This window comes from Exiguobacterium antarcticum DSM 14480 (genome assembly GCF_000685865.1).
Classification (GTDB): domain Bacteria; phylum Bacillota; class Bacilli; order Exiguobacteriales; family Exiguobacteriaceae; genus Exiguobacterium_A; species Exiguobacterium_A antarcticum.
The window spans coordinates 635,658-659,444 of record NZ_JMKS01000005.1 but is presented as its reverse complement, the minus strand read 5'-3'; the positions used below and the strand labels follow the sequence as shown (position 1 = coordinate 659,444).

General features: G+C 49.2%; 18 protein-coding genes and 1 other annotated feature. Of the genes, 1 reads left to right on the top strand and 17 read right to left on the bottom strand.

Going from position 1 to position 23,787, the window contains the following annotated elements; translation table 11 throughout:
* Positions 1–23: 23 nt before the first annotated feature.
* The 9 genes from P404_RS0114635 to P404_RS0114595 all read right to left on the bottom strand — a co-directional run bounded on the left by P404_RS0114635 (position 24) and on the right by P404_RS0114595 (position 11,062).
* The gene (locus P404_RS0114635; RefSeq protein ID WP_420864600.1) at positions 24–545 is read right to left on the bottom strand and encodes a pyrophosphohydrolase domain-containing protein; all 522 of its coding nucleotides are present in this window, start codon (positions 543–545) and stop codon (positions 24–26) included.
* 67 nt (positions 546–612) lie between these two features.
* Complete coding sequence (locus tag P404_RS0114630; RefSeq protein WP_026831134.1) at positions 613–2,259, bottom strand: aromatic amino acid hydroxylase; 1,647 nt, start codon at positions 2,257–2,259, stop codon at positions 613–615.
* Between the two features lie 60 nt (positions 2,260–2,319).
* Positions 2,320–2,523: a binding site (T-box leader), on the bottom strand.
* 64 nt (positions 2,524–2,587) lie between these two features.
* Positions 2,588–3,733, bottom strand: a complete 1,146-nt coding sequence (locus P404_RS0114625; RefSeq protein ID WP_014970036.1) for an FUSC family protein — start codon at positions 3,731–3,733, stop codon at positions 2,588–2,590.
* A 117-nt stretch (positions 3,734–3,850) separates the two neighbouring features.
* A complete protein-coding gene (locus P404_RS0114620) occupies positions 3,851–5,785 on the bottom strand; it encodes a PTS fructose transporter subunit IIABC (RefSeq protein WP_014970035.1) in 1,935 nt (644 codons plus the stop codon).
* A 17-nt stretch (positions 5,786–5,802) separates the two neighbouring features.
* Positions 5,803–6,723: a 1-phosphofructokinase gene (gene pfkB / locus P404_RS0114615; protein ID WP_026831133.1), complete on the bottom strand. Its 921-nt coding sequence runs from the start codon at positions 6,721–6,723 to the stop codon at positions 5,803–5,805.
* Positions 6,720–7,466 (bottom strand): DeoR/GlpR family DNA-binding transcription regulator, encoded by a 747-nt coding sequence (locus P404_RS0114610; protein WP_014970033.1) that lies wholly within the window; start codon positions 7,464–7,466, stop codon positions 6,720–6,722. The genes pfkB and P404_RS0114610 overlap by 4 nt, the downstream gene beginning before the upstream one ends.
* Positions 7,467–7,698: 232 nt before the next feature.
* Complete coding sequence (locus tag P404_RS0114605) at positions 7,699–8,526, bottom strand: fumarylacetoacetate hydrolase family protein (RefSeq protein WP_026831132.1); 828 nt, start codon at positions 8,524–8,526, stop codon at positions 7,699–7,701.
* 102 nt (positions 8,527–8,628) lie between these two features.
* On the bottom strand, positions 8,629–10,074 hold the full coding sequence (locus tag P404_RS0114600; protein WP_026831131.1) for a SulP family inorganic anion transporter: 1,446 nt from the start codon (positions 10,072–10,074) through the stop codon (positions 8,629–8,631).
* A gap of 79 nt (positions 10,075–10,153) precedes the next feature.
* Positions 10,154–11,062, bottom strand: coding sequence for a TetR/AcrR family transcriptional regulator (locus tag P404_RS0114595; protein WP_026831130.1), 909 nt, complete (start codon positions 11,060–11,062; stop codon positions 10,154–10,156).
* Positions 11,063–11,374: 312 nt separating this feature from the next.
* Between P404_RS0114595 and P404_RS0114590 the strand changes: the two genes are divergently transcribed.
* Positions 11,375–12,850: a DHA2 family efflux MFS transporter permease subunit gene (locus P404_RS0114590; protein ID WP_026831129.1), complete on the top strand. Its 1,476-nt coding sequence runs from the start codon at positions 11,375–11,377 to the stop codon at positions 12,848–12,850.
* A 52-nt stretch (positions 12,851–12,902) separates the two neighbouring features.
* On the opposite strand, the gene nrdG is transcribed toward P404_RS0114590, so the two are convergent.
* The 8 genes from nrdG to mutS all read right to left on the bottom strand — a co-directional run bounded on the left by nrdG (position 12,903) and on the right by mutS (position 23,786).
* Entirely contained in the window at positions 12,903–13,361 is a 459-nt protein-coding gene (gene nrdG, locus P404_RS0114585; RefSeq protein WP_014970028.1) for an anaerobic ribonucleoside-triphosphate reductase activating protein, read from the bottom strand.
* Entirely contained in the window at positions 13,336–15,177 is a 1,842-nt protein-coding gene (locus tag P404_RS0114580) for an anaerobic ribonucleoside triphosphate reductase (RefSeq protein ID WP_026831128.1), read from the bottom strand. Before P404_RS0114580 ends, nrdG begins: the two co-directional genes overlap by 26 nt.
* Positions 15,178–15,453: 276 nt before the next feature.
* Entirely contained in the window at positions 15,454–17,493 is a 2,040-nt protein-coding gene (locus tag P404_RS0114575; RefSeq protein WP_026831127.1) for an ATP-binding protein, read from the bottom strand.
* 123 nt (positions 17,494–17,616) lie between these two features.
* The gene (locus tag P404_RS0114570) at positions 17,617–18,132 is read right to left on the bottom strand and encodes an AAA family ATPase (protein WP_026831126.1); all 516 of its coding nucleotides are present in this window, start codon (positions 18,130–18,132) and stop codon (positions 17,617–17,619) included.
* Positions 18,133–18,176: 44 nt separating this feature from the next.
* Positions 18,177–18,857, bottom strand: coding sequence for an LrgB family protein (locus tag P404_RS0114565; protein WP_014970024.1), 681 nt, complete (start codon positions 18,855–18,857; stop codon positions 18,177–18,179).
* Complete coding sequence (locus P404_RS0114560; protein ID WP_150111989.1) at positions 18,850–19,239, bottom strand: CidA/LrgA family protein; 390 nt, start codon at positions 19,237–19,239, stop codon at positions 18,850–18,852. The genes P404_RS0114565 and P404_RS0114560 overlap by 8 nt, the downstream gene beginning before the upstream one ends.
* Positions 19,240–19,416: 177 nt before the next feature.
* The gene (mutL, locus tag P404_RS0114555) at positions 19,417–21,240 is read right to left on the bottom strand and encodes a DNA mismatch repair endonuclease MutL (RefSeq protein ID WP_026831124.1); all 1,824 of its coding nucleotides are present in this window, start codon (positions 21,238–21,240) and stop codon (positions 19,417–19,419) included.
* Between the two features lie 14 nt (positions 21,241–21,254).
* Positions 21,255–23,786 carry a DNA mismatch repair protein MutS gene (gene mutS, locus P404_RS0114550; RefSeq protein ID WP_026831123.1) on the bottom strand — a complete coding sequence of 844 codons (2,532 nt, stop codon included), beginning with the start codon at positions 23,784–23,786 and terminating at the stop codon, positions 21,255–21,257.
* Position 23,787: the final 1 nt, after the last annotated feature.

The following is a 23,787-nucleotide window of genomic DNA, read 5'->3' as shown; positions in this document are numbered from 1 at the left end:
TGTTATGGTGATGAGCCTTTTTTTTATGCTTTTTCCTGCATTTGCCGCAAGACTTCCGCTTCGAGCTGTGGTTCCGGTGGTAACCAGCCAGCCGGTTTCATGACTTTTTGATCCGATTCCCGGAAGATCGGTTGACCGTCTGGACCAAGTTTCGCCATATTCGCTTGTTGGACGATTTCGAAGAGTGGTCCAGGCTCAAGTCCCGCCTCGACGAAGCTCCCCATGATGAAGTAAAGTGCGTCCGTCAAGGCATCTCCCTGACCAACAAGCTGTTCGACCTCGTTCGTTGGATAGGTTTCGTTCAGGGACTTTTCAACGGCTCGATCGATCCCCGCTTTTAATACTTCAATTGCCGCTAAAAATTCTTTTTCGTCGCGCGACGATTGATGCAGAAACTCGACAGCCGCTTCTTCTACCGTCCACGTCGCCCGTTTGATTCCACGTTCCAGTGGAATCGGTGTCGGGCGCTCCGCCCCCGGATGACGAAACGTCTGATGGAACTGTTTGACGTCCTGATAATAATTTGGTTGTTTCAAATCGATCACTCCCCTGTTCCGTTTCACTTTCACACGGTTTCCATTCTAACAGGTTTCAGGAGATTTCTCGATACGTTCATCGCACGCGATCGACCAATCGGATTCCCCGGCTGATTAATTCCTCGCGTTCTTTTGACGTCTGTTTCAGACGGTCAAGATCGGCAATCAGACGTGTTTGATCGACTTCATCCGCCAGTTCGAGTAACTCGAGGCGCAATAACCACGCATCCGGCAGTTGGCTAAGGGTCTGATCAATTAGTTGGGGCAACACTTGACGGTCGGCCCGCCCTTCCCGTATTTCCCGAACTGCTTCAAAAATTGGATCTGCTGCCGTCAATGGTCGCTCGATCCGGTCAAATTCGACCGTTTCCGGGATTGGTTTCAATGCTTCGACTTCCGTTCCCGGGAAAGCTGACGTGATCTCACCGACAATCAACTCCATCCGGCTCATCGTTGCCGTTTCTCCATCTTTTGTCACCTGCGCATCTTCCAAGATGACGAGCGCACGGTGGCCGTTGACGTTCTGGATTGCGGAGATTTGTCCCGTCACCTGAACCGAACCTTCTTTCCAGTCCAGCTGTTCGCCGACTTTCACTTGCAACAACACTTCATTTAGTTCCTGTCCGTGTAATAACGTAAAGCCTTCCGGATGATCGGCAAGCCCTTGTCCTGTCATGACTTTACCTTTAGCAGCAAGCGCCGTCGGACCGGTCAGTTTGACGAGATGCAGGGATTCATGGATTTCGTGTGTATCCGGTACACCGACGAGCGAGACACCACTATCAAAGACCAACGTCGACAAGTTGCCCGACTCGACGGCTTTCGTCAGACCGTGAATCCCGCCGCGAACGTATGACATCGTCTGGGCGAATTCTTCTAACGCCTCACGGAGCTGTTCAAACGATTCACAAACAAACAGTTCCTTTTGCATGCTCGTCACGTCGTGTTTCGTTGCCAGTGCTTTCTCAAGCGAAAACGGATGTTTTGTGACGGCATCCGTCAGACAATGCCGGCTTTCGCCGACCGATGACAGAAGACCGGCACCGTAGATTTGCGGATTGTTGATGTCACCGATGAGACCAAATTCGACCGTCCACCAGAAGAGACGCGAAATTTCATTGGCTTCCGAGATACCGGTGACATGCGTCCGGGTTTCAGCGAGTGCGACTTCTGCCTGTTCGACGTCTGCTGCTGTCGAAAACGGGCTTTCTTTGACGATCGTTAATTTTTTTAATGCCTTGAAGACATCATGCTCGGCTTTATGGTTAAAGGCATGCGCTCCGATTTCACCGAACCGGCGGACAAATTCCGCGTATGTTGGATTCATCAGGATCGGCGCATGACCTGCTGCTTCGTGTAAGATGTCGGGTGCTGGTGTGTAGAGAATGTTGTCGACCTTCCGGATGTCGGTTGCGATCGGCAACAAGCCATGACCTTGGAAATCAAAGAAGGCGACACCCGGAATCAGACCGTCAACGGCAACCGTCCCCCATCCGCCACGGCTTAACTTCGCCGTCATATCACGGACATCCGGAATCCGTTCCGGACTAATGCCCGATGCGGCTAGTCCTTCAAGGTATGCCGGATGTGCCGTATCTTGTAATGTATTTAAATTGAGTCGCATGACGTAACGCCAGACCGCATGATCCGTTGGCGTGTAATCCTCGTAGTGCTGTGGTGCGACGTGTGGTCGTAAGTGACTTGGAATGATTGGTGTTGACATATGAATTTCCCCCTTGTTAGTAGATGAACAACAAAAAGTCCCTGCCGAACAAAGATGTTCGACAGGGACGACGAAAGGCCGCGGTACCACCCTGATAATCTACGTAGACATAGATCACTTGATTACGGGATAACGGTTTTCTCCGCTTGCATGGCAAGAGACTCGGAAACTGTAATTCGATTCAATCTGTGTACACGTTCGCAGCGCCACGTGCTCTCTGAAACAGGGAGATTGTTTCTACTTCGGTTTCGTCTTCGTCCAACTTCTTTCATTCTGTTATGCTGTTATGCTGTTAGCAACTAAAGTGCTGTTAAGAAGGACTATACGCTTACTTTTTACTTTCGTCAATCGCTTTTTTCCGTTTAAAGCGATTAAATGTTTTATCCCGAACGGATTTTTGTTCGATTGAAAGTGATGTGACGTGCCGCCGGAGTGCTCCGTTAAGCCGTTTTTCAAACAGTTCCAGTTCCTGGATCCATTCGTTCATCGCGACGACGATCGGCAGAATTTCCATGATCAGTTCTTCCTCAAGCTCATCGCGGTCCAAGAAGGAATGTTTGACGAAGGCAATGTTTTCTTTGACAAGATCCTCCATCGCGAGTGGTTCTTCCGTCAGTAACAAATCGTACGTCAACAAAACTTTTTCCTGACGTTGTGCGATATGCATGACATGGTAAAATAATTCGCTCCGGAGATCGTCCGCGATTTTGGAGAGCGCCTGCTCCCGTTCGCGGAATCGTTCTGCCGTCGCGACACCTCGTTCGAGACACGATTGCATATGTTGCAGGATGATCAAGTTGCGTAACAACGAGACATGCCGTTGCCGCGATCCGCGAATTTCTTCCCGGTGTAAATTGAACAGTGTCTTTGTCTCAAGCATCGAGCGACTCATCTTATCGATGGCTGAACGATACGGTGTGACTTTTCCTTCAAAGGCAATCGCCCGGGTCACGACAAGCAATTTTTCAAACAATTTTGAGGCCTTTTGATAATAGACATTGCCGTAACGCGGTGGGAAGATCAGGGCGTTGACGCCCAGCGCACAGCTGATTCCGAGCATCACGAGTAAGTAACGAATCAAGACGATTTGCCACAACGGATCGGTCGCCCCTTCGACACTCTCCAGGATGACGATGATCATCAAGACAACGTGGGGAATCGTCCGTCCGAAGCCAAAAGCCAGTAAAATCGAGATCGCTGCCATGATGACAATGCCGATTGCGAGCGGATTGGCCGGATTATCGCCTAAAATCCAGAGCGAGACAAGCGTCAAGAAGGCACCAATCAAATTGGCTTCTGCTTCCTCGAGAAATTGTTTCCATGTTTGATACACGGACGGTAATAATGTGGTCGCTGCTGAAATCGCAGGTAGGATTGGGCTTAAATTAAACAAGTCACTGATAATCAAAGCCAATATGACTGCCAGGCCTGTTTTGATGGTACGTGGTCCGATTTGTAAAGACTGACCGCCCATATACGAACCTCCTTCATATTGTAGATACGTCCCCTATTCTTGCTCTAATACCCTTAAAAGGCAATTAAAAAATCACTCCAAGACAATCTGGAGTGATTTTGAGATCAAAACAATCGATTATGATGCTTTCGTGCCCGCACCTGAAGTCATTTCTTTTTTCGCAACTTCTTGATCGACAAGCGGTTTTTTCAAGATCGAGAGGATTGCGGCACCGACGAGTGCTCCGATAAGGATTGCACCAGCGTAGCTGAGAACAGCCATCAGTGTGCCGGATGGTCCGTCAAGTAGTGGGAAGACGAATACACCGCCGTGTGGTGCCGGAAGCAACACACCGAAGACGATTGTGAGCGCACCGGCGATGGCTGAACCGATGACGCTTGCCGGGATAACCCGAAGTGGATCGGCTGCTGCGAATGGAATTGCACCTTCCGTGACGAATGAAGCACCCATTGCGTACGCTGCGATACCCGCTTCACGTTCTTGTGGTGTGAATTTCTTACGTGCGAATAATGTTGAAGAGAAGGCCACGAGAAGTGGTGGAACCATACCACCTGCCATGACGGCTGCCATGACTTCCGTGTTTCCTGCTGTCAGAGCGGCTGTACCGAAAACGTAAGCTGTTTTGTTGATTGGACCACCCATGTCGATCGCCATCATCGCAGCGACGAGCATACCGAGCAGGATGGCGTTTCCACCACTGAGACCGTTGAGCGAATCCGTCAACCACGTCATGAAGGCAGCGATTGGTTCGTTGATGACAAGCAACATGATCATTCCCGTGATGAACGATCCAAGTAATGGGTAAAGTAAGACCGGTTTGATACCTTCGAGTGCTTTTGGAAGACCTTGTAAGACTTTAACAAGCACAAGGACAACGTAACCAGCAAGGAAACCAGCGATCAATCCACCGAGGAAACCAGCGTTCCCTTGGCTTGCGAGGAAACCGGCAATCAAACCTGGTGCAAGACCTGGTTTATCGGCAATCGACATCGCGATGAATCCGGCAAGAATCGGAATCAAGAGACCAAATGCAGCCTGACCGATCGACATCAGTTGGGCGGCAAATTCGTTGTACGATGGATCATCCGGATTAGCAGAGTTGATGCCCCAGAAGAAGCTGATCGCGATCAACAGACCACCGGCGACGACGAGTGGCAACATCGCGGAAACCCCACTCATCAAATGTTTGTAGAAACCGCCACGCGCCGGTTTTGAACTGTCACTTGAACCACTGCCTTTATAGATCGGCGCATCTTGTTTGACGGCGCGGTCAATCAATTCTTTTGGTTTACGGATTCCTTGAGCGACGGGAACTTCGACGACGTGTTTTCCGTTGAAGCGATCCATCTCGACGGCTTTATCCGCAGCGACGATGATTGCTGTTGCGTCCTGGATGTCTTGACTTGTTAGACCGTTTTTAACCCCGGTCGAACCGTTTGTCTCGACTTTGATCCGCACACCCATCTCTTCCGCTTTTTGACGGAGGGCATCGGCTGCCATGTACGTATGGGCGATGCCGGTCGGACATGCTGTTACGGCAAGGATATACGGCGCGTCTTTGGCGACGGCTGGTGAAGAGACATCGACCGGGCCTTCTTCTTCTCGTTCTTTTGCTTCGATTGCGGCGATGACTTCATCTTCCGAACGGGCGGAGAGAAGCGTGTCGCGGAACTTCATGTCCATCAGGTAGACGGACAGTTTCGATAATGTCTCGAGGTGAGCGTTATCCGCATTTTCACCAGCTGCAATCATGAAGAACAGGCGACTTGGTTGTCCGTCGAGTGCTTCGTAATCGATTCCCGTTGAACGACCGAAGGCGATGGCTGGTGATTTAACAGCTGCCGTCTTCGCGTGAGGAATGGCGATTCCTTCGCCGAGTCCAGTCGTGCTTTGTGCTTCCCGTGCCAAGATGGCTTCGCGGTAAGCCGAACGGTCATTTAATTTCCCGGCCCGATCGAGGACATCGACAAGCTCGTCGATGACGGTTGCTTTCGTAGATGAACGTAAATCGAGTTTGATCGTGTCACGTGTCAAAAGATCTGTAATTTTCATGAGTGAGTCACTCCTTTTTATGATTGAATGAGTTCAACGACTTGGACGTCTGTCAGTAAACGATCGATATCTTCTTTCGTGCATAATCCGAATGCATAAGCGGACGCACTGCCTGTCGTGACAGCGTACCGGAAAGCTTCTTCCGGCGGTCGGCCGAGCGCGTGACTGGCAACGAAGCCTGCGACAAGGGAATCCCCTGCACCGACAGAGTTGATCAGCTTTCCGGCTGGTGTGTTCGCCGTGTAAGCTCCTTGTTTATTGACGAGTAACGCGCCGTCCCCTGCAAAGGAGATGATGACGTTTTCTGCGCCCCGCTCAACGAGTTGTTGGGCATAAGGGACCGCCATTTCTTTTGACGTAATCTCGACATCAAAAATCTCTCCTAATTCGTGATGGTTCGGTTTGATCATGAATGGACCAAGCGGCAATACTTCAAGCATCGCTTCTTTTGTCGTATCGACGGCGAACTTGACACCACGTTTGGTCAAGACTTCGGCAATCTTTCGATATAAATCTTGCGGTAAGCTGCTTGGGATGCTGCCGGCAAAGACGACGATGTCGCCTGCCTGCATCGTCTCGAATGCTGCCAGTAACGCGTTTAATTCATCTTCTTGAATTTTTGGTCCCGCTGCATTGAGTTCTGATTCCTGATCAGCACGGATTTTAACGTTAATCCGTGTCTCATCAGCAATCGGCGTAAAGGCTGTCAAGACACCTTGTTTTTCCAGTTCATTGCGAATGAACTGCCCGGTGCTTCCTCCTAAAAATCCGAGTGCCTCTGTTTCGACCTCATAATTCTTCAGGACGAGTGAGACGTTGATCCCTTTTCCACCCGCCACTTTTTCGGCTTGTTCGACACGGTTGACCTGACCGGCTTCAAATACCGGCAACGTGACATAATAATCGATCGATGGGTTCAATGTCAGTGTATAAATCATTTCGCGTTCACCACCTCTGTATATTGACTGTATTTCGCTTCTTGTTCGCTCGATGTCGTCGTGATGATCGTCGCCGCTCGCAATGAAGCGACCCGACTAAAACTGATTTCATCCAACTTCGTCTCATCGACTAATACGTAAGACTTTTTTGCCAACTCAATCGCTGTCTTCTTTACGAGTGCCTCTTCCGGATCCGGCGTCGTGAATCCTTGGGTCGGATGAACACCGTTCATCCCAAGAAATGCGACATCAAAATGGTAAATCAACATTCCTTCACGTGCGTTGTAACCAACCAGTGCTTGCGTCGAATGCTTGAGTTGCCCTCCGACGACGAACGTCGGGATACGGTGATAGAGTAATGTATTCGCTAGAGGAAGACTGTTCGTTACGACTGTAATCGCCTTTTGTTCGAGGTAAGGAACGATGGCAAGTGTCGTCGTTCCCGCATCGAGATAAACGTACATTCCGTCTTCGATCAAGTCGGCAGCTGCTTGGGCAATCCGGTCCTTTTCTTCAACGAAACGATCACTTTTCTCGAAATAACTCGGTTCATCAATTTGCAAGTGATTGGCGGTCGCCCCGCCATGAACCCGTCGAAGATGTCCCGCTGCTTCCAGCTGTGATAAATCTCGGCGAATCGTGGATTCACTGGCTCCCGTCTGATCGACGATCGTCTGCATTTTGACGACTTCTTCTCGAGCCAATAACTCAAGAATCAGTTGATGGCGTTTTTTCGTTAACATTGGTTTCCCTCCGCATCTTTAATATAAAGCGTTTACATTTAAAAATCAATCAAAATCGTTCAACTTTTTATGTTTTTCGTCAAAAAACCTTCAAAATGTGACTTTTTTCGACAATAATGTCCTCTTATACGTCTATTATACACCAAAAACGGTCATATGATGACCGTTTACACAAAAAAAACCGCTCATCCCCTGAGCGGTTTTAAACAAGATGGTCACCCGGTATTCATTTTCAGGCTTTGACTTGATTTTGCAGATGTCCGATTCCTTCGATTGATACATCGATGACATCTCCGTCTTGAAGATAGACCGGAGGCTTCATTCCGTGTCCGACGCCGGCCGGTGTCCCCGTTGCGATGACATCTCCTGCTTCAAGAGTCATCCCGCGCGACACTTCGGTCAGAATCGTGACGACATCTCGCAGCATCAATTTCGTCGAACCCGACTGACGGAGTTCACCGTTCACCCGTGTCTCGACTAATACGTCTGCCGGATCAAAAGCATCTTCCGTCACGATGACCGGACCAAACGGACAAAAACCGTCGAGTGATTTACCACGGAAAAATTGCACATGTTCTTTTTGCAGATCCCGTGCCGTCACATCATTGATGATACTGTAGCCAAATACATGCTCAAGCGCATTTTCCGGTGTCAAATCACGTCCCGTCGTCCCGATGATGATCGCAAGTTCCCCCTCATAATCAAGTTGTTGCGTCAGATCAGCATGGCGTTCGATCGGGTCAAATGGACCGACGATTGAACTTGGTGCTTTTGTGAATAAGACGAACTTCCCTGCCCCTGCCGTATCCATCTCCTTGATATGATCGGCATAGTTTTTTCCGACACAAATCACGTTACGTGGTGGTAAGTAAGGTGCGAGCAAACGGACATGATCCGTTAAGCGTGGAGCTACATCTAAATCCACATCCATCTCGAATCCGCGAACGATGACTTCGAGTAATGAATCCGTATAGACTTGCGGCGTCACGTCATACCGATGTCCTGCCTCCTCCACCCCGATACGTGCCCGGCCGTCTTGCTCAAATCGAAACCATTTCATGATCATTTCCCCCTTTTTTTCCAGTATACCGAAAAGTCTTCTGCCGAGTCTGCTTTCACGAAAAAAAGAGCCGTCCGAATTCATGTTCGGAACGGCTCTCGGTCAGGCAATACGACGGGCTAACCGGTCAACCAACGCCTGCGATTCTTCATTTAATGCGACGAGTTCTGTTTTGATGCCTGCTGCCTGATACTTGAGAACAATGGTCTCAATCGCTTCCGTCGCCGAATCGTCAAACAGATGGGCTTTCGTGAAATCAAGAACAACCTGTTCGTACGCTTGGTCCGCTATTAGATCAAACTGTTCGACGAACGTCGTCGTCGAAGCAAAGAAAATCGGACCGTTGATGGCATAGACGACGGTTGAATCGTCGATCTGTCGTTTGACATCGATTCGTGAGATTTTTGATGCAAATAAAATGGCGGCAAGTAAAATTCCGACGAGTACGCCGATTGATAAATCATCCGTCAGCACCGTCACGAGAACCGTCGCCAGCATGACGGCAGAATCACTTTTCGGTGAGTTCTTCAACATCTTAAAGGATCCCCAGTCAAACGTCGCGTACGACACGAAGAACATCACACCGACGAGTGCCCCCATTGGGATCGTCATCAGTAAATCATTCATCGTCACCATCAACAGCATTAAAAAGGCACCTGCTGTAAACGTCGATAGTCGTCCCCGGCCACCTGATGTGACATTGATGACCGATTGACCGATCATCGCACAGCCTGGCATCCCGCCAAAGAATCCCGCCACGATGTTGGCGATTCCTTGTCCACGTGACTCCGTCGCTTTGTTTGACGTCGTATCCGTCATCTCATCGACGATCCGAGCCGTTAGTAACGATTCAATCAAACCAACAAAGGCCAGTGATAACGCATAAGGGAAAATGATTTGAAGCGTTTCGAGCGAAAACGGTACATTCGGTAAGAAAAAGCTTGGTAATGAAGCCGAAATCTGTCCCATATCACCGATGACACGTGTATCAAGTGACAAGAAGACCGTCAAGACGGTCATGATCGTAATCGCGACGAGTGGTGCCGGAATCACTTTCGTAAACCGGGGAAAAATCAAGATGATGGCAAGGGACGCCGCAACCATCGCGTACATAATCCAGTTTTGCCCTTCAAACTGGGGCAACTGGGCGGAAAAAATCAAGATCGCTAACGCATTGACGAATCCGACCATGACGGCACGCGGTATGAACCGGAGTAATTTCGCGACGCCTAAAACGCCTAACAGGATTTGGAACACACCTGCAAGAATTCCCGCCGCCAATAAATAATCGACCCCATGATCTTTGACGAGTTGAACGACGACAAGTGCCATCGCTCCCGTCGCGGCTGAGATCATCCCTGGTCGTCCACCCGCAATCGAGATGATGATGGCAATGATGACCGAAGCATACAAACCGACCATCGGATTCACACCCGCGATTAATGAGAAGGCGATTGCTTCCGGAACGAGTGCTAACGCAACTACGATGCCAGACAACATATCGGCTTTTGGTTGTAAGACCCATTCTTTTCTCCATTGTGAAAACATTGAATTCCTCATTTCTTCTAATTGATTCGTGTAAGATACATTTGGTTATCATAATCTGATTTCCTGACTGCGGCAACACTTATTGGGTCAGAATCCGAATTTGAACGATCTCATCGACCATGTCTTGGTAGCGGACCATGATTTCCTGTCCGTGGAAGATCGGATCTTCCGCCAGCGTCTCCAGTGCGCGCCGTAACAAGTGTATTTTTGGTTTCTTGCGTTCGAGTAACTCTTCATAAATGAAATCGAGCACTTCATCATGGGCTACTTTTGATGCTTCTGAAATCGGAGACAACGTGATCAGACGTTTCATGTGCGCATTCGTCTTCTCAAACAGGTCTTTCCGGATGACGACCTCATCTTGCGGGCGGTCGAGCCAGACTGATAAAAAGCGGGGCGGAATCAATTGTTCCTCCGTGCGACTGACATCTTCGACAAGATGGGTCAGGCGATTGAAGACGTACCGGACGACGCGTTCCGGCTGGGTGTTTCGTTCGGATTGGCGGAAGAAATACATCGCATATTGCAACATTCCGGTGTAGATGACGGCAAGATCGAGGAGATACGGGGTCTTCGCTTCACCAAACAAGTCACGGAGACGATGGTACGTCCATTCGATTTCGAGCAGACGATTATTTTCCATGAACGCTTTTAATTCTTTTTCATTCGAAGCAATCGCCTCTTCAAACAGCGTATACAGTTTGTATTTTTGCATCAGTTCAAGGTAACAATTCCCTTGTTGGATAAAGGTCTCGTAATCCGAGACATCCCGTCCGACTAAAATTTCCTTCCGCGCAGTGCGCATCTTTTCGAACACCGTGTTGAAAACATCGATGAACAGTTCATTTTTCGAGGAAAAATAATTATAAAAGGTTCCTTTTGAGACGACACTTTGATCGAGTATGTCTTGAATCGAAGTCGACTGGTACCCTTTTGAGACGAATAATTGATAGGCGGCATCTAAGAGTTGTTTCTTTTTTGGGTTCATAATCGTGTCCTTTTCTTGAAGTGACCTCATTTTCAGCGGTCACATATTATTTTAGTGTAGAAAAATAGATTCCATCCTTTGCCGGAGCAGTTTATGAGTTGATCCGCAAGGGGTTGGAAATGTCGAATAATCGGGACGGCTAAAGCCATCTTTTGTTCGAAGCCGATTCATCTCACGACTGAATTCACGAGTGTTCTCGACTATTTCACAAAGCAAATAATTTGTAATCAGTTGCTTCAGACGATAGAATGACTAAGTTGTAGAATCAGTGTATAACAAAGTAGACTTACTGTACAAAAGGAGCATAACGAAATGCAATCAACCAAGCAATCATCTCGCCTTTATTTAATCTTAGCCGTCTTAATGGCCGGTGCATTCGTCGCCGTCCTCAACTCGACGCTATTGAACATTGCCTTACCCTCCATCATGCAATCCTTTAATATCGAAGCGAGCACCGCACAATGGCTGACGACCGGTTATATGTTGGTCAACGGAATCATGATTCCGACGTCAGCCTACCTCGTCCAAAAATTTTCGACCCGTCAATTATTCTTGACGGCGATGGGACTTTTTTCAATCGGGACGATTCTTGCCGGACAGGCCGACCTGTTTCCGACCTTACTCGGTTCCCGAATGTTACAGGCCTCCGGTTCAGCCATCATGATGCCTTTATTGATGAATGTCCTCTTAAATGGTTTTCCAATCGAAAAACGGGGGCAAGCCATGGGGATTTTTGGTCTTGTCATCACGTTTGCACCCGCAATCGGTCCGACTTTATCCGGATGGGTTCTTGAGCATTACGAATGGCGGATGCTGTTCCATATCGTCACACCGATTTCCCTACTCGTCCTTGTCATCGGCTTCTTCTTATTAAAAAAAGAAACGATCACGAGCACACTCCGTCTCGACCAATTGTCACTTGTCTTATCAAGCTTTGGTTTTGGTGGTTTGCTTTACGGCTTCAGTTCTGCCGGATCAGCTGGTTGGGGCTCTCTGACGGTCATCGGAACACTCGCAATCGGCGTCATCAGTCTGACCTCGTTTATTATACGCCAATTCCGGTTGGATGAGCCGATGCTTGAATTCCGGATTTTTAAGTATCCGATGTTCGCCTTATCGCAAGGCATCTCGATGGTCCTGAACATGTCGATGTTCTCGGCGATGATTCTGATGCCAATCTACGTCCAGACGATTCGGGGAATCTCCCCGTTTCATTCCGGGTTGTTGATGTTGCCCGGCGCGCTCGTCATGGCGTTCATGTCGCCGATTACCGGTCGTCTGTTTGACCGTTTCGGTGCCCGAATCCTCGCGATGATCGGATTGTCGTTGACCGTCTTGACGACGTTCTTCTTCAGTCGTCTGACAGCCGATACCGCTTATTCATTCCTCGTCATCATGTATACGTTGCGCTTCTTAGGAATCTCAATGGTCATGATGCCCGTCATGACGAACGGACTGAACCATATTCCGCAACACTTGACACCACACGGGACCGCCCTCAACAATACGTTGTCACAAGTCTCCGGTGCGATTGGTTCTGGATTACTCGTCTCTGTCATGACGTCACGGACAGCCGATTATGCAAAAGAATTAACGGCAAATGCAACACCGGGTACGAACCCGCAAACGATCATCACCCAGTCAATGGTCGAAGGGATCAACGATACGTTTTTCGTCGCGACGCTGCTTGCGCTCCTCGCGCTCGGTCTATCGTTCTTCATTAAGAAACGTCCGATCGAACAAGACGTCGTTCATGTCGAACCCGCACGTGAAAAAAAATACGCTTAACCTACAATCGGTCGTTTCCTCTCGTTGTTTAGAGAAGAAACGACCGATTGTTTTAGCTGAGGAATGCTCGAAGCTCGTTCTTTAGAATGATCCGTTGATTGGTGCTGCCCCGGATCGACAACGAAGGATCATGGAGCGACCGGACATAACGCCCGTCGATCAGGCAGTCGATCCGTGACAAAATCCACTGCGTCTGTTCCTGTCGAAGCAGCTGTTCAATGGTGTAGCCCGTAAAAAGATAGATTTCATAACCGGCTAACGCTGCAATCAACTCGACTAGAGCCGAACGTTGCAGGAACGGCTCCCCACCTGAAATCGTAATCCGCCGTGATCCGAGCATATGAATCTGTTCGACGACTTCAGCGACCGAGTAGTCAGCTCCCCCTTCGACGAGCCAAGAATCGGGATTGTGGCAGCCCGGACAGTGATGGGGACACCCTGCAAAAAAGACGACCGTGCGTAATCCCGGACCATCGACGACCGAGTCAGCGAGAATCTGTAGCAGTCGCATGGCGCACCCGGTCCTGTTCTTCTGCCCGTTTCGCTTCATTCCAACGATCCATCGTTCCGACCAAGTAGCCGGTGATCCGGCGAATTCGTTCAATCTCTTCACCACCGCAAACGGGGCACTTCAGCTCGATCGTTTGTTCCGTCCGGCAGGTCAGACACCGGTCGATGGGATGATTGATCGAACCATACCCCATTCCCGACGCTGCCATTAGTCGGACGATTTCTTCGATTGCCTCTCGATTTCCCGCTAACGCACCGTCCGTCTCGACATAGGTAATATGACCACCGTTACATAACGCGTGAAAAGGTGCTTCCAGCCGGATTTTCTCGCGGATGGTGACCGGTGCGTCGACCGGGAGATGGAACGAGTTCGTATAATACGGTTTATCGGTCACCCGGTCGATGGACCCAAACGTCTTCAAATCCTGCGCTGTGAACTTTCCTGATAATCCTTCCGCTGGTGTCGCGAGTAATGAAAAATTCAGCCCGGTTTTTTCGCCATATTGATCGACGACCGTACGCATCGTCTCAATCAAGGCTTGACCAATCCGGTGAGCAAGCTCCGCTTCTCCGTGATGGTGACCGGTCAGGACGATCAAGGCCTCCGCCAAACCAATGAACCCAACCGATAACGTCCCTTGCCGCAATACCGGTTCGACGCGATCAGATGGTGCTAACGTCTGCCCATCCAGCCAAACATGTTGATATAAAAAAGTAAATTCCTCTGCTGTCCGATCTGCTTGATATTGATACCGTTCGAGTAATTGTTCACAGATCAAATGTGTGTAGGTCGATACAAGGGCGAACATCCGGTCCAGACTTTGCGTCATCAATGCCAACCGAACGAGATTCAAGCTCGTAAAGGAAAGATTCCCACGCCCAACGACGGATGCTGGACCTTGACGGTTTTCAAAGACTCGGGTCCGACACCCCATATATGCTACTTCTTCTTCCGGTGCGCCACTGGACGATCGATTAAAGGGCGCATCTAAAAAAGCAAAATTCGGAAACAGCCGTTTCCCCGTCACTTCTGTCGCGAGTTGAAACAAATCATAGTTCGGATCAGTCGGATGGAACGTGACACCGGCTTTGACCTTAAAGATTTGGATCGGAAAAATCGGTGTTTCGCCTTTCCCAAGTCCGGCTTTCGTCGCTTCCAGTAATGCCCGGATCAACAATCGCCCAAAGACGGACGTATCGGTCCCGTAGTTGATGGAGATGAACGGGACTTGTCCACCGCCTCGTGAATGCATCGAATTCGTATTATGAATAAACGCTTCGCACGCTTGATAGGTCATCTCATACGTTTCCGACATCGCATACGCCCGTTTTTGACGATTCGACCATTTCGGAACTAAAACACGGATTTTTTTGAGCTGACGCTGAAACGTTTTTTCGACGAATGGTGCTAGATCATAGTCAAACATCGGATAGGATTGTCCCCCATGCTGCATGTTTTGGTTCGCCTGCATGATGATTGCGGCGAGCGCTAAAGCGGACCGAATGTCTTGCGCCGGACGGATCGTCCCGTGGGCCATGTCAAATCCTGTCGTCAACAAACGCCCGAGTGGTAATTGGACACAAGTCGTCGTCCCGGTTACATAATAATCGGCGTCGTGAATATAAATGAGGTTGTCGTCTACTGCTTGTTTCACCTCCGCTGACAGCAACAGGTCCTGCATCATCTGCTTTGCTGCTGTACTTGCAATCCGATTTAGTTTCGCAAGAGGTGTTTTCCCGTCGACATTGGCATTTTCCTGGATTTCATCGGATGACGGATGTTGAATGACCTGTTCGTATAACGTCTGCAATTGCATCTTCATCTCTCCCTAAATCTTGTGGTGTTTTTCTATAATCCCACTATATCTAGAGTCATTTATGACCAACAATCCCTGCATATCTGAAACGTTTTGCAAGGAAAACCGTCGATTCGTCACGAAATGTTTCGAGAAATCGGATTAAATCGGATTAAGACGCCTTTTCTTGATCAGCTGTTCCCTATGAGAAGGGTCACTTTACTCGTTCAGAATAAAAAAAGGAACAGGCGACGGGACGATTCCTCCCTGTCTGCCTGTTCCATCTTGTTTAACCGTTTAATCCATTTCAATCAATGTATCGGACACGCTTGGTAAGAGAACCTTAAAGACCGTTCCTTCCCCTAAGATCGACTCGACATCGATGTTCCCATCGTGCGCCCGGACGATTTCCTTACAGATCGATAGACCTAAGCCTGTTCCGCCGATTTTACGACTGTCGGAATTGTCGACACGGTAAAATTTACTGAACAGGTGTGGCATCGCACTACTTGGAATCCCTAACCCGAAATCACGAATACTCAACTCAATCTGATTGTGATGGTGCGTCAAGGAAATGACGACATCTCCACCATCCGGTGAATATTTGATCGCATTACTGACTAAGTTCCCGATCAATTGTTTCATACTGTTTTTATCGGCATTGACTAAAAATTCATGGCTCTCATCGATATCCAGTTGGAGACGATGTTGTTCCGTCGCGACCTGATAAAAACGGGTCTGTTCTTTGACCGTATCGACGAGATCAAACACTTCTTTATCATACGACTGTTTGCCTGACTCCATCCGTTGGACATTCAAAAAATCACTGACAAGATCCGTCAGGCGTTTGGATTCATCATGAATCGTCTGCAAATACCGTTTGTTTCGTTCGGGATCGAGTTTTCGTTTCAGCATCAGTTCCGTGAACCCATAAATCGACGAGAGTGGCGTCCGTAATTCATGCGACACCGTCGAGACGAGTTCCGATTTCATCCGGTCGACTTCCGTCTCTGCCGTGACATCACGGAAAACGAGAATCGTTCCTTTCGCTTCTTGACTAAGCATGATTTCTTCCGCATAGACTTGAATGAAATATTGACCTTGATCAATCGATAAGGAGAACATCCCCTCCGGAATCTTCCCCGACAACACTTCTTCAAAGTAGGCTTCGAACGCTTCTTTTTGGTCGACCTGCTCAAACATCGTTTCCGGTCTTACTTCAAGAAACGTCATCGAATCATTTTCTTCTTCGATCTGAAGCGACTCAAAGATGTCAAACAAAGCTTGATTCCCAAGAATCGTTTTTTCGTCATGTTTGATATACAAAATGGCTTCCCGGACGGAATTGAGTAACTGCGCTGTTTCCTTGCGCTCGTATTCCATCTGTTCATACAACGACATCCGCATCAGCGAAATGGCAATTTGTTTGGAGAAGGACTCCAGTTCAATCAATTCTTTTTCTTTAAACGCTTGATCGAACCGGGCTAAATACAGACACGCAATCAATTCTTCCTTCGCCGGGTCCATGATGGGAATGACAGCTTCATAAATATAGTACGGAAAACCGATCAACTCATCATTTGCTACCTTTTTCGAAGAGTTTGCCATCTCTTTTGAAATCATGACCCGTTTGAGTAACAACGATTCTGTTTTCAAGCTTTCTTGTTGCTCTGCAGTCATTTCCTTAGGGACGACGGAGGAAATCTCATTGTTTTTAATTAACAACAAGGCACCGAACTCCGTTTTCGTCAGTCGGACGATCGTACTGATGACCGAAGAATAATCGAACAAGCTTTCCTTCGAAGCAAGCGTTTCAATCAGTTCGTTTCGATCTTGTAAATGCAGTTCATTCGAACGGGTGACTTCAAGTGCCTGTTCAAGTTCCGTTTGTTTACTTTTAAGCGCATCTTGATTATGTTCCATCAACTGATTTTTTCGCGACAGTTCCGTATGTTGTGACGAAATCGAACGTGCCATCTGATAAAAGGACGCCGTCAATTGACCGACTTCATTTTCGACTGGAATATCATGTTCAAGCGAAATCGATTTCCCTTCTGCTAGACGTTGACTTTTGATGTTCAGTTCGTGTAACTGCATCGTCAACCGACCAATCAGTGGACGGACGATGAATAATAAACATAAAAGAAAAATCAATAAGTTCAAAAACCAGAACCATTGGGTTTGTTGCAATTGAGCAAGTACTTGTTCCTTCGTCTGACCAGCCGAATTGTCGATGTACAGATAACTGGCGACGGATGTGAGTACACTCCAGGCAAACACGCTGTAAAAAACGGCCATCAGCTGTCTCCCTAGTTTTTCAGTCATCCATTGTTTCATGTTCATGAAGCCCTCCTACTTAAATCTAAAAAAATAAAGATCTGAGGCGAGACAAACGTTTCGCATCACACCTTTATTTCCCTCAATCCGGTAGTTTCAATCCTGTCTCGGCCTGCGAGGCGGCTATAATCGGATATCGCATAATAATCCGATGACATCAACGATTTGATGTTTTGACATACCGTCCGTATCAACGTGGTTTAAGAAAAACGGATGTTTCAATTCACGTAACCGGGTCTCGACTTGTTTACCGCCCCATGACTGTCCGCGCTCGAAGCGGCTTCGCAACCGGCGTCTGACGGTTTCCGGACTCGCCATCAACGTCACGTGACGTACTTGATGTCCCTTTGTTCTTAAAATCCCCACGATTTCCTCAAAATAATCGGGATTCGTCAACGTCATCGGTACAATCACGACGGTCGCTGTCTGATCTAATTGTTCGAGCAACAGCAGATTCAACCGGCGCCAGAGCGGCTCATCTTGAAAATCGTCTGTTCGGTTCTCCTGCGGAAGCTGCCGCCGCAACAGTTGACCTGTCAACTCAGGGTCAAACAGATGTGATCCTTTAATTCGCTTCTGTAATCCACGGGCAGCCGTCGTTTTACCGACACCAAATGTTCCATTGATCCAAATAATCATCGTCCGGATTCTCCACCTTTAAATGTTTTCAGAAAGAGTTTCCTTTAATATACAATTTGAATAATCCAGGGTGCAAGTACACTGGCGAGAATTGCCGTTAAAATCATCGTCAACAGACCGACCGCCCCTTCGCGTTGATCGAGACTCATCGATTTCGTCGCGCCCATGACATGGGCAATCGAGGCCAAACCGACGCCACGTCCGACAAAATGATGAATCCGGAGTCCCGTCATCAGACGTGGTCCGACAATCGATCCGACTAATCCTGTCACGAGAACAAACGTCGCCGTCAAAGCGAGCGTCCCACCCGATTGTTCCGAAATAGCCAATGCAACGGGTAAAGTGACGGATTTCGGTAACAACGCCAAGTTCGTCGTCCGTTCGAGATGTAGCAATAGACCCAGCAGTAAGTCGGATGTCAGTGCAATCAACGTTCCGATGCCGACCCCCAGTGCAATCTCGGGTAAAAACCGCCGGACCTGATGCCGGACCTGATACAACGGAATCGCAAACGCCGTAATCGCCGGACCTAACATCCGTGACAAGTACTGACCACCGGACATGTAGCGCGCATGCGTCGTATCACTCAGCGATAAAATCACAATCACGGCTGCCGTCACCGTCAGAATCGGTAACGTCCAGACAAACGGAAACGTCCGGTACAACCAAAAAGCGCCGCCAAACAACAGAATCGTCAATATCAGCCAAAACAGTCCTTCACTCATGGATATCGACCTCCTCTTTTCGGCGAGCCAATCGATCGACGAGGAAAGCCGAGCCCGTTAACGTCAACAGACTGCTGATGATCAAGATGACCAGTACTTGAAGACCGGATTGACGCATGAAGACGGTGTAATCCATAATGCCGGATAATGCCGGCACAAAAAATAACGGCATGACGAGCAACAGCAACCGTCCCCCCTGCTCCACGTAGCTGACTTTGAGCAGACGGCTTTTTAATGCCAGATACAATAAAATCAATCCGATGATATTTCCCGGTAACGGCAACTGCAGTCCTGTACTCACAACGTCCCCGATCATGGCGAAACAGGAGATGAGGACAATCTGCAGTAAAATCGTCACACTTAACAATAGTTTTGAACGCATAATGATTTCCCCTTGTTTAACGTATTCGGGATTCATTATCCGCCTCACTTTGTGAACAATCAATGAAATGAGCTACATTCATTGAAGTAATCGTTTTCACCCATCTTGCCTTCTTTTTCTGTTCTACCACAAAAAAAAGAAGAAACACCTGTCATAAGACAGATGAACCTTCTTTCGTCACATGATTCGTTTAAAGAGTTTTTCGAGCTCATACGTCGTCCATTCGATGATGACCGGTCGGCCATGCGGACAGGTGAACGGCATCTCGGTTTTCGCAAGATCGGCAATCAACTGCCGCATCATGTCATGATTAAGCGGGTGATTGGCTTTGATTGATTTTTTACATGCCATCATGATTGCCGCGTCCTCGCGGTAACTTTCGAGATCCACCTTCCGTTTCATCAAGGCTTCATCCATCAATTCCTGTATCGTTTCTTCCTGCCGATGCGACGGGAACCAGGTCGGAACTTCCCGGACGATGAAACTTTGTGGGCCAAACGACTCCAGGTCGATCCCGACATCACGCAACAGCGGCAGGACTTCATCCATCCGTCGCATGTCATCGCTTGCGATTTCAAACGTGTACGGCAACAATAGCTGTTGCTTCTGTTCGAGCGGGCGGCCGAACATGACTTTATACGTCTCGTATTTAATCCGTTCCTGAGCGGCATGCTGATCAATCAGGTACATCCCGTCCGCTCCTGCACAGACGATATACGACGAATGGAGCTGTCCGATGACATCGAGATGCGGAAATTTCGGACCGGTCGCGGCCGGCTCGTCTGATTGTTCCGGTCCCGGCTCGTTCGACACTTCGATCGATTGGTCCGGTTTTTGAATCCGGTTGGATGACGGAACATGCTCATCCCCGGCTTCCGTCCGTTTCGGGATCGGATAGTTCCAGACCGACCGGGAAGACAGTTCCTCGACCGGCTCCGCCACGTAGGAAAATTCTAATTTTCCCTGCGCGCTCGGGTCTTTTTTCGGTTTCGGCGGCGTCACTTTCGGAATCAACGTCTGCCGACTGAGCGTCAAGCGAATCGTTTCCTGAATCAGTTGACAGAGTTCCGCTTCCTTCGACAAACGGACTTCTCGCTTCGCCGGGTGGACGTTGACATCAATCAACAACGGATCCATCGTTACTTCGATGACCACAATCGGAAAACGACCAATCGGCAACAGTGTATGATACCCATTCAAAACCGCTTGTGTCAGGGCAAAGTTTTTGACCGATCGTCCGTTTAAGATCAAGGTGATGTAATTTTTAGACGCGCGTGTCACTTCCGGCTTTACGAGATGACACGTCAATTGATAATCGGCCGTCGCACCGGTTGCGACGAGTGTTCCTTGAATCGTCTGATGACCATAGACACTGGCAAGCGCCTGCCGGACGTCACCCGAACCATTGGTCTGGATCAAGACTTTCCCTTCATGGACCGCATACAATTTGACGTCCGGGTGGGCAAAAGCGACCCGGTTCAAAATGTCCGTGATGGCGGCAAGTTCCGTATGTGTCGTCTTGAGATACTTCAGCCGGGCCGGTGTATTGAAGAACAATTGTTCGACCGTCAGTTCCGTCCCACGGTTCATGGCGATGGCCGAGCGGTCTGTCAGGCGTCCGCAATCAAGCGTCAGCTGAATCCCTTCCTGATCTTCCCGTTTCGTCTTTAAGGTGACTTTACTGACCGACGCAATCGAAGCCAAGGCTTCGCCCCGGAATCCAAGCGTTTTAATTCGGAACAAATCGTGTTCATCCTTGATTTTGCTTGTCGCGTGCCGGACAAAAGCCAGTTCCGCGTCTTCCGGATAAAAACCGTGCCCGTTGTCGCGGATCGTCATCCGCTTCATCCCCGCTTCTTCGAGTTCGACATCGATTTGTGTCGCCCCGGCATCGAGTGCATTTTCAACCAGTTCCTTAACGACGGAGGCAGGGCGTTCGACGACCTCACCTGCCGCAATCCGGTTCGCAAGCGAATCGGATAGTTCCCGAATGATTCCCATGCCTGACGTCCTCCTTATTTTCTCGCTTCCGCCTGCAGACGGTACAGCGTGTTTAATGCTTCAAGTGGTGTCATATTGATTAAATCAAGTGTCTGGACGGTTTCTCGGACCGGATCCGGCTCAGCAAAAAGACTCAGTTGATCAACGGGTTCCGCCTGAACCGTCGTTTGTTTAGGTGATACGACCATCCGTTCATCGGCTTGTTCGAATTCAGATAACAGGACTTCCGCCCGGGCAATCAAGGCATCCGGTAAATCTGCCAGTCGCGCGACATGAATCCCGTATGATTGATCGGCTTTTCCGTCCCGGACTTCGTGTAAGAAGACGACCCGTCCATCCTGTTCGACGGCCCGGACATGAACATTCGCAAGACGCGGCATCGAGTCCTCAAGGACCGTTAATTCATGGTAATGGGTCGAGAACAAGGTTTTCGCCCCGACGTGCTCCGCGATGTGTTCGACGATGGCCTGCGCGAGCGCCATGCCGTCATACGTCGACGTCCCTCGTCCAATCTCATCAAGGAGAATCAACGATTGGTCCGTTGCCCGCGTCAATGCTTCCTGGGTCTCGACCATCTCGACCATGAAGGTCGATTGACCGCTGACTAGATCGTCGGCTGCCCCGATCCGGGTGAAAATTTGATCAAAGACCGGTAGCTCGGCCCGACTTGCCGGGACAAACGACCCGATTTGATGCAACAAGGCAATCAAGGCGAACTGACGCATATAGGTCGACTTACCGGACATGTTGGGTCCCGTGATCAACAGCATTTCCCGGTCTTCATTCAGAGTGATCCCGTTCGCGACATATTCCCCGCGCGGCAAGACCGTCTCGATGACCGGATGACGTCCGTTTTCAATCGTCACGTCCCGACCGGTCAGTGTGACAGGACGGACGTAGTCATACCGTTCGGCAATTTCTGCCAAGGCGACAAGGACATCGAGTTCCGCAATCCGCCGACTGACCCGTTGCAGACTTTCAATCTGTGTTTTGACTTGATCGCGGACCTGACAGAACAGCTCATACTCCAGCGTGATGCTTTTCTCTTCGGCGCCGAGAATCAATGCTTCCTTCTCTTTCAGTTCCGGTGTCACGTACCGTTCCGCATTCGCAAGCGTCTGTTTCCGTTCATAACGCCCTTCCGGCAACAGTTTGGCATTGGCCCGCGACACTTCGATGTAGTATCCAAAAACCCGGTTATAACCGATCTTCAACGTCTTAATACCGGTCGCCTGCCGTTCGCTCGCTTCAAGCGTCGCAAGCCACGTCTTACCGTCTTTTGACGCCGCCAATAATTCGTCGAGCGCCGGATCAAATCCGGTCCGGATCATCCCGCCGTCTTTCGTAGAAATCGGTGGTGCCTCAACGAAGGCCCGGTCGAGTAAGTCAGTTAAAGCATCATGCGGATCGAGTCCAATCGCCAGTTGTCCAAGCCGCTCACTTAATAATTCGTCGAGGGCTGCCTGAATCCGCGGAATTAGTCGTAACGTGGACTTCAATTGGACCAGATCACGCGCCGATGCCGTGCCATACCCCACCTTAGCGACGAGACGTTCCAAATCGTAGACTTCCCGCAGCGTTTCTTTTAATTGCTGGCGCTCAAAATAATGGGCCAACAGTTCTTCGACAGCATCAAGTCGTTCGGAAATCGTCTGTTTCGACAACAGCGGTTTTTCCAGCCAACGCTTGAGCATCCGTCCTCCCATCGCTGTTCCCGTGACGTCGAGCAGACCAAGTAACGATCCCTTTTTATCCCCGGTTCGGGCAGAGCGGACCAGCTCCAGATTTTTGACCGTATTCGGTTCGAGTTGCATGAAGTCCGCCGCTTCATAGACAAGCGCCGGTTGCAGGTGGGCCAATGAACGTTTTTGCGTGTCGTGCATATAGGCATACAAAACAGCAAAGGCATCCGCTTGTGCCGAATCAATCGCCCGGTCACCATGCGGGTGATTTTCCCGGCGTGTACTTTCCGTCAATGGAATCTGCAAGTGGCTGAGTGCTGCCCGGTGTTCGCTTGTCGTAACGATGATTTCACGCGGCAGGATGATGCTTAATTCTTTTGCCACGGCGTCAAGCGTCCGAACACTCGTCAAGGCACTTTCGCCGGTCGAGACATCGCCGCGGGCGATGCCGAATCGTCCGTCCTGTTCAACGACTGCGACGAGATAGCGGTTTTCTTTTTCCGTCAAGGACGACATCAACGTTCCCGGTGTAATGACTTGGACGACTTCCCGTTTGACGAGTCCCTTCGTCAATTTCGGGTCTTCGACTTGATCACAAAGGGCGACCTTATATCCCCGTTCGATCAATTGCTCGATGTAGCCGTTCGCTGCGTGATGCGGGACACCACACATTGGAATCGGATGTTCGGCGTTTTTCCCGTTTTTCGCCGTCAGTGTCAATTCCAGTTCATGTGCGACTTGTTTCGCATCCTCAAAAAATAATTCGTAAAAATCACCTAGCCGATAAAACAAAAAGGCATCCGGATAGTCGGCCTTAATCGAAAAATATTGTTTCATCATTGGTGTATTGTGGACTGCTTCCATG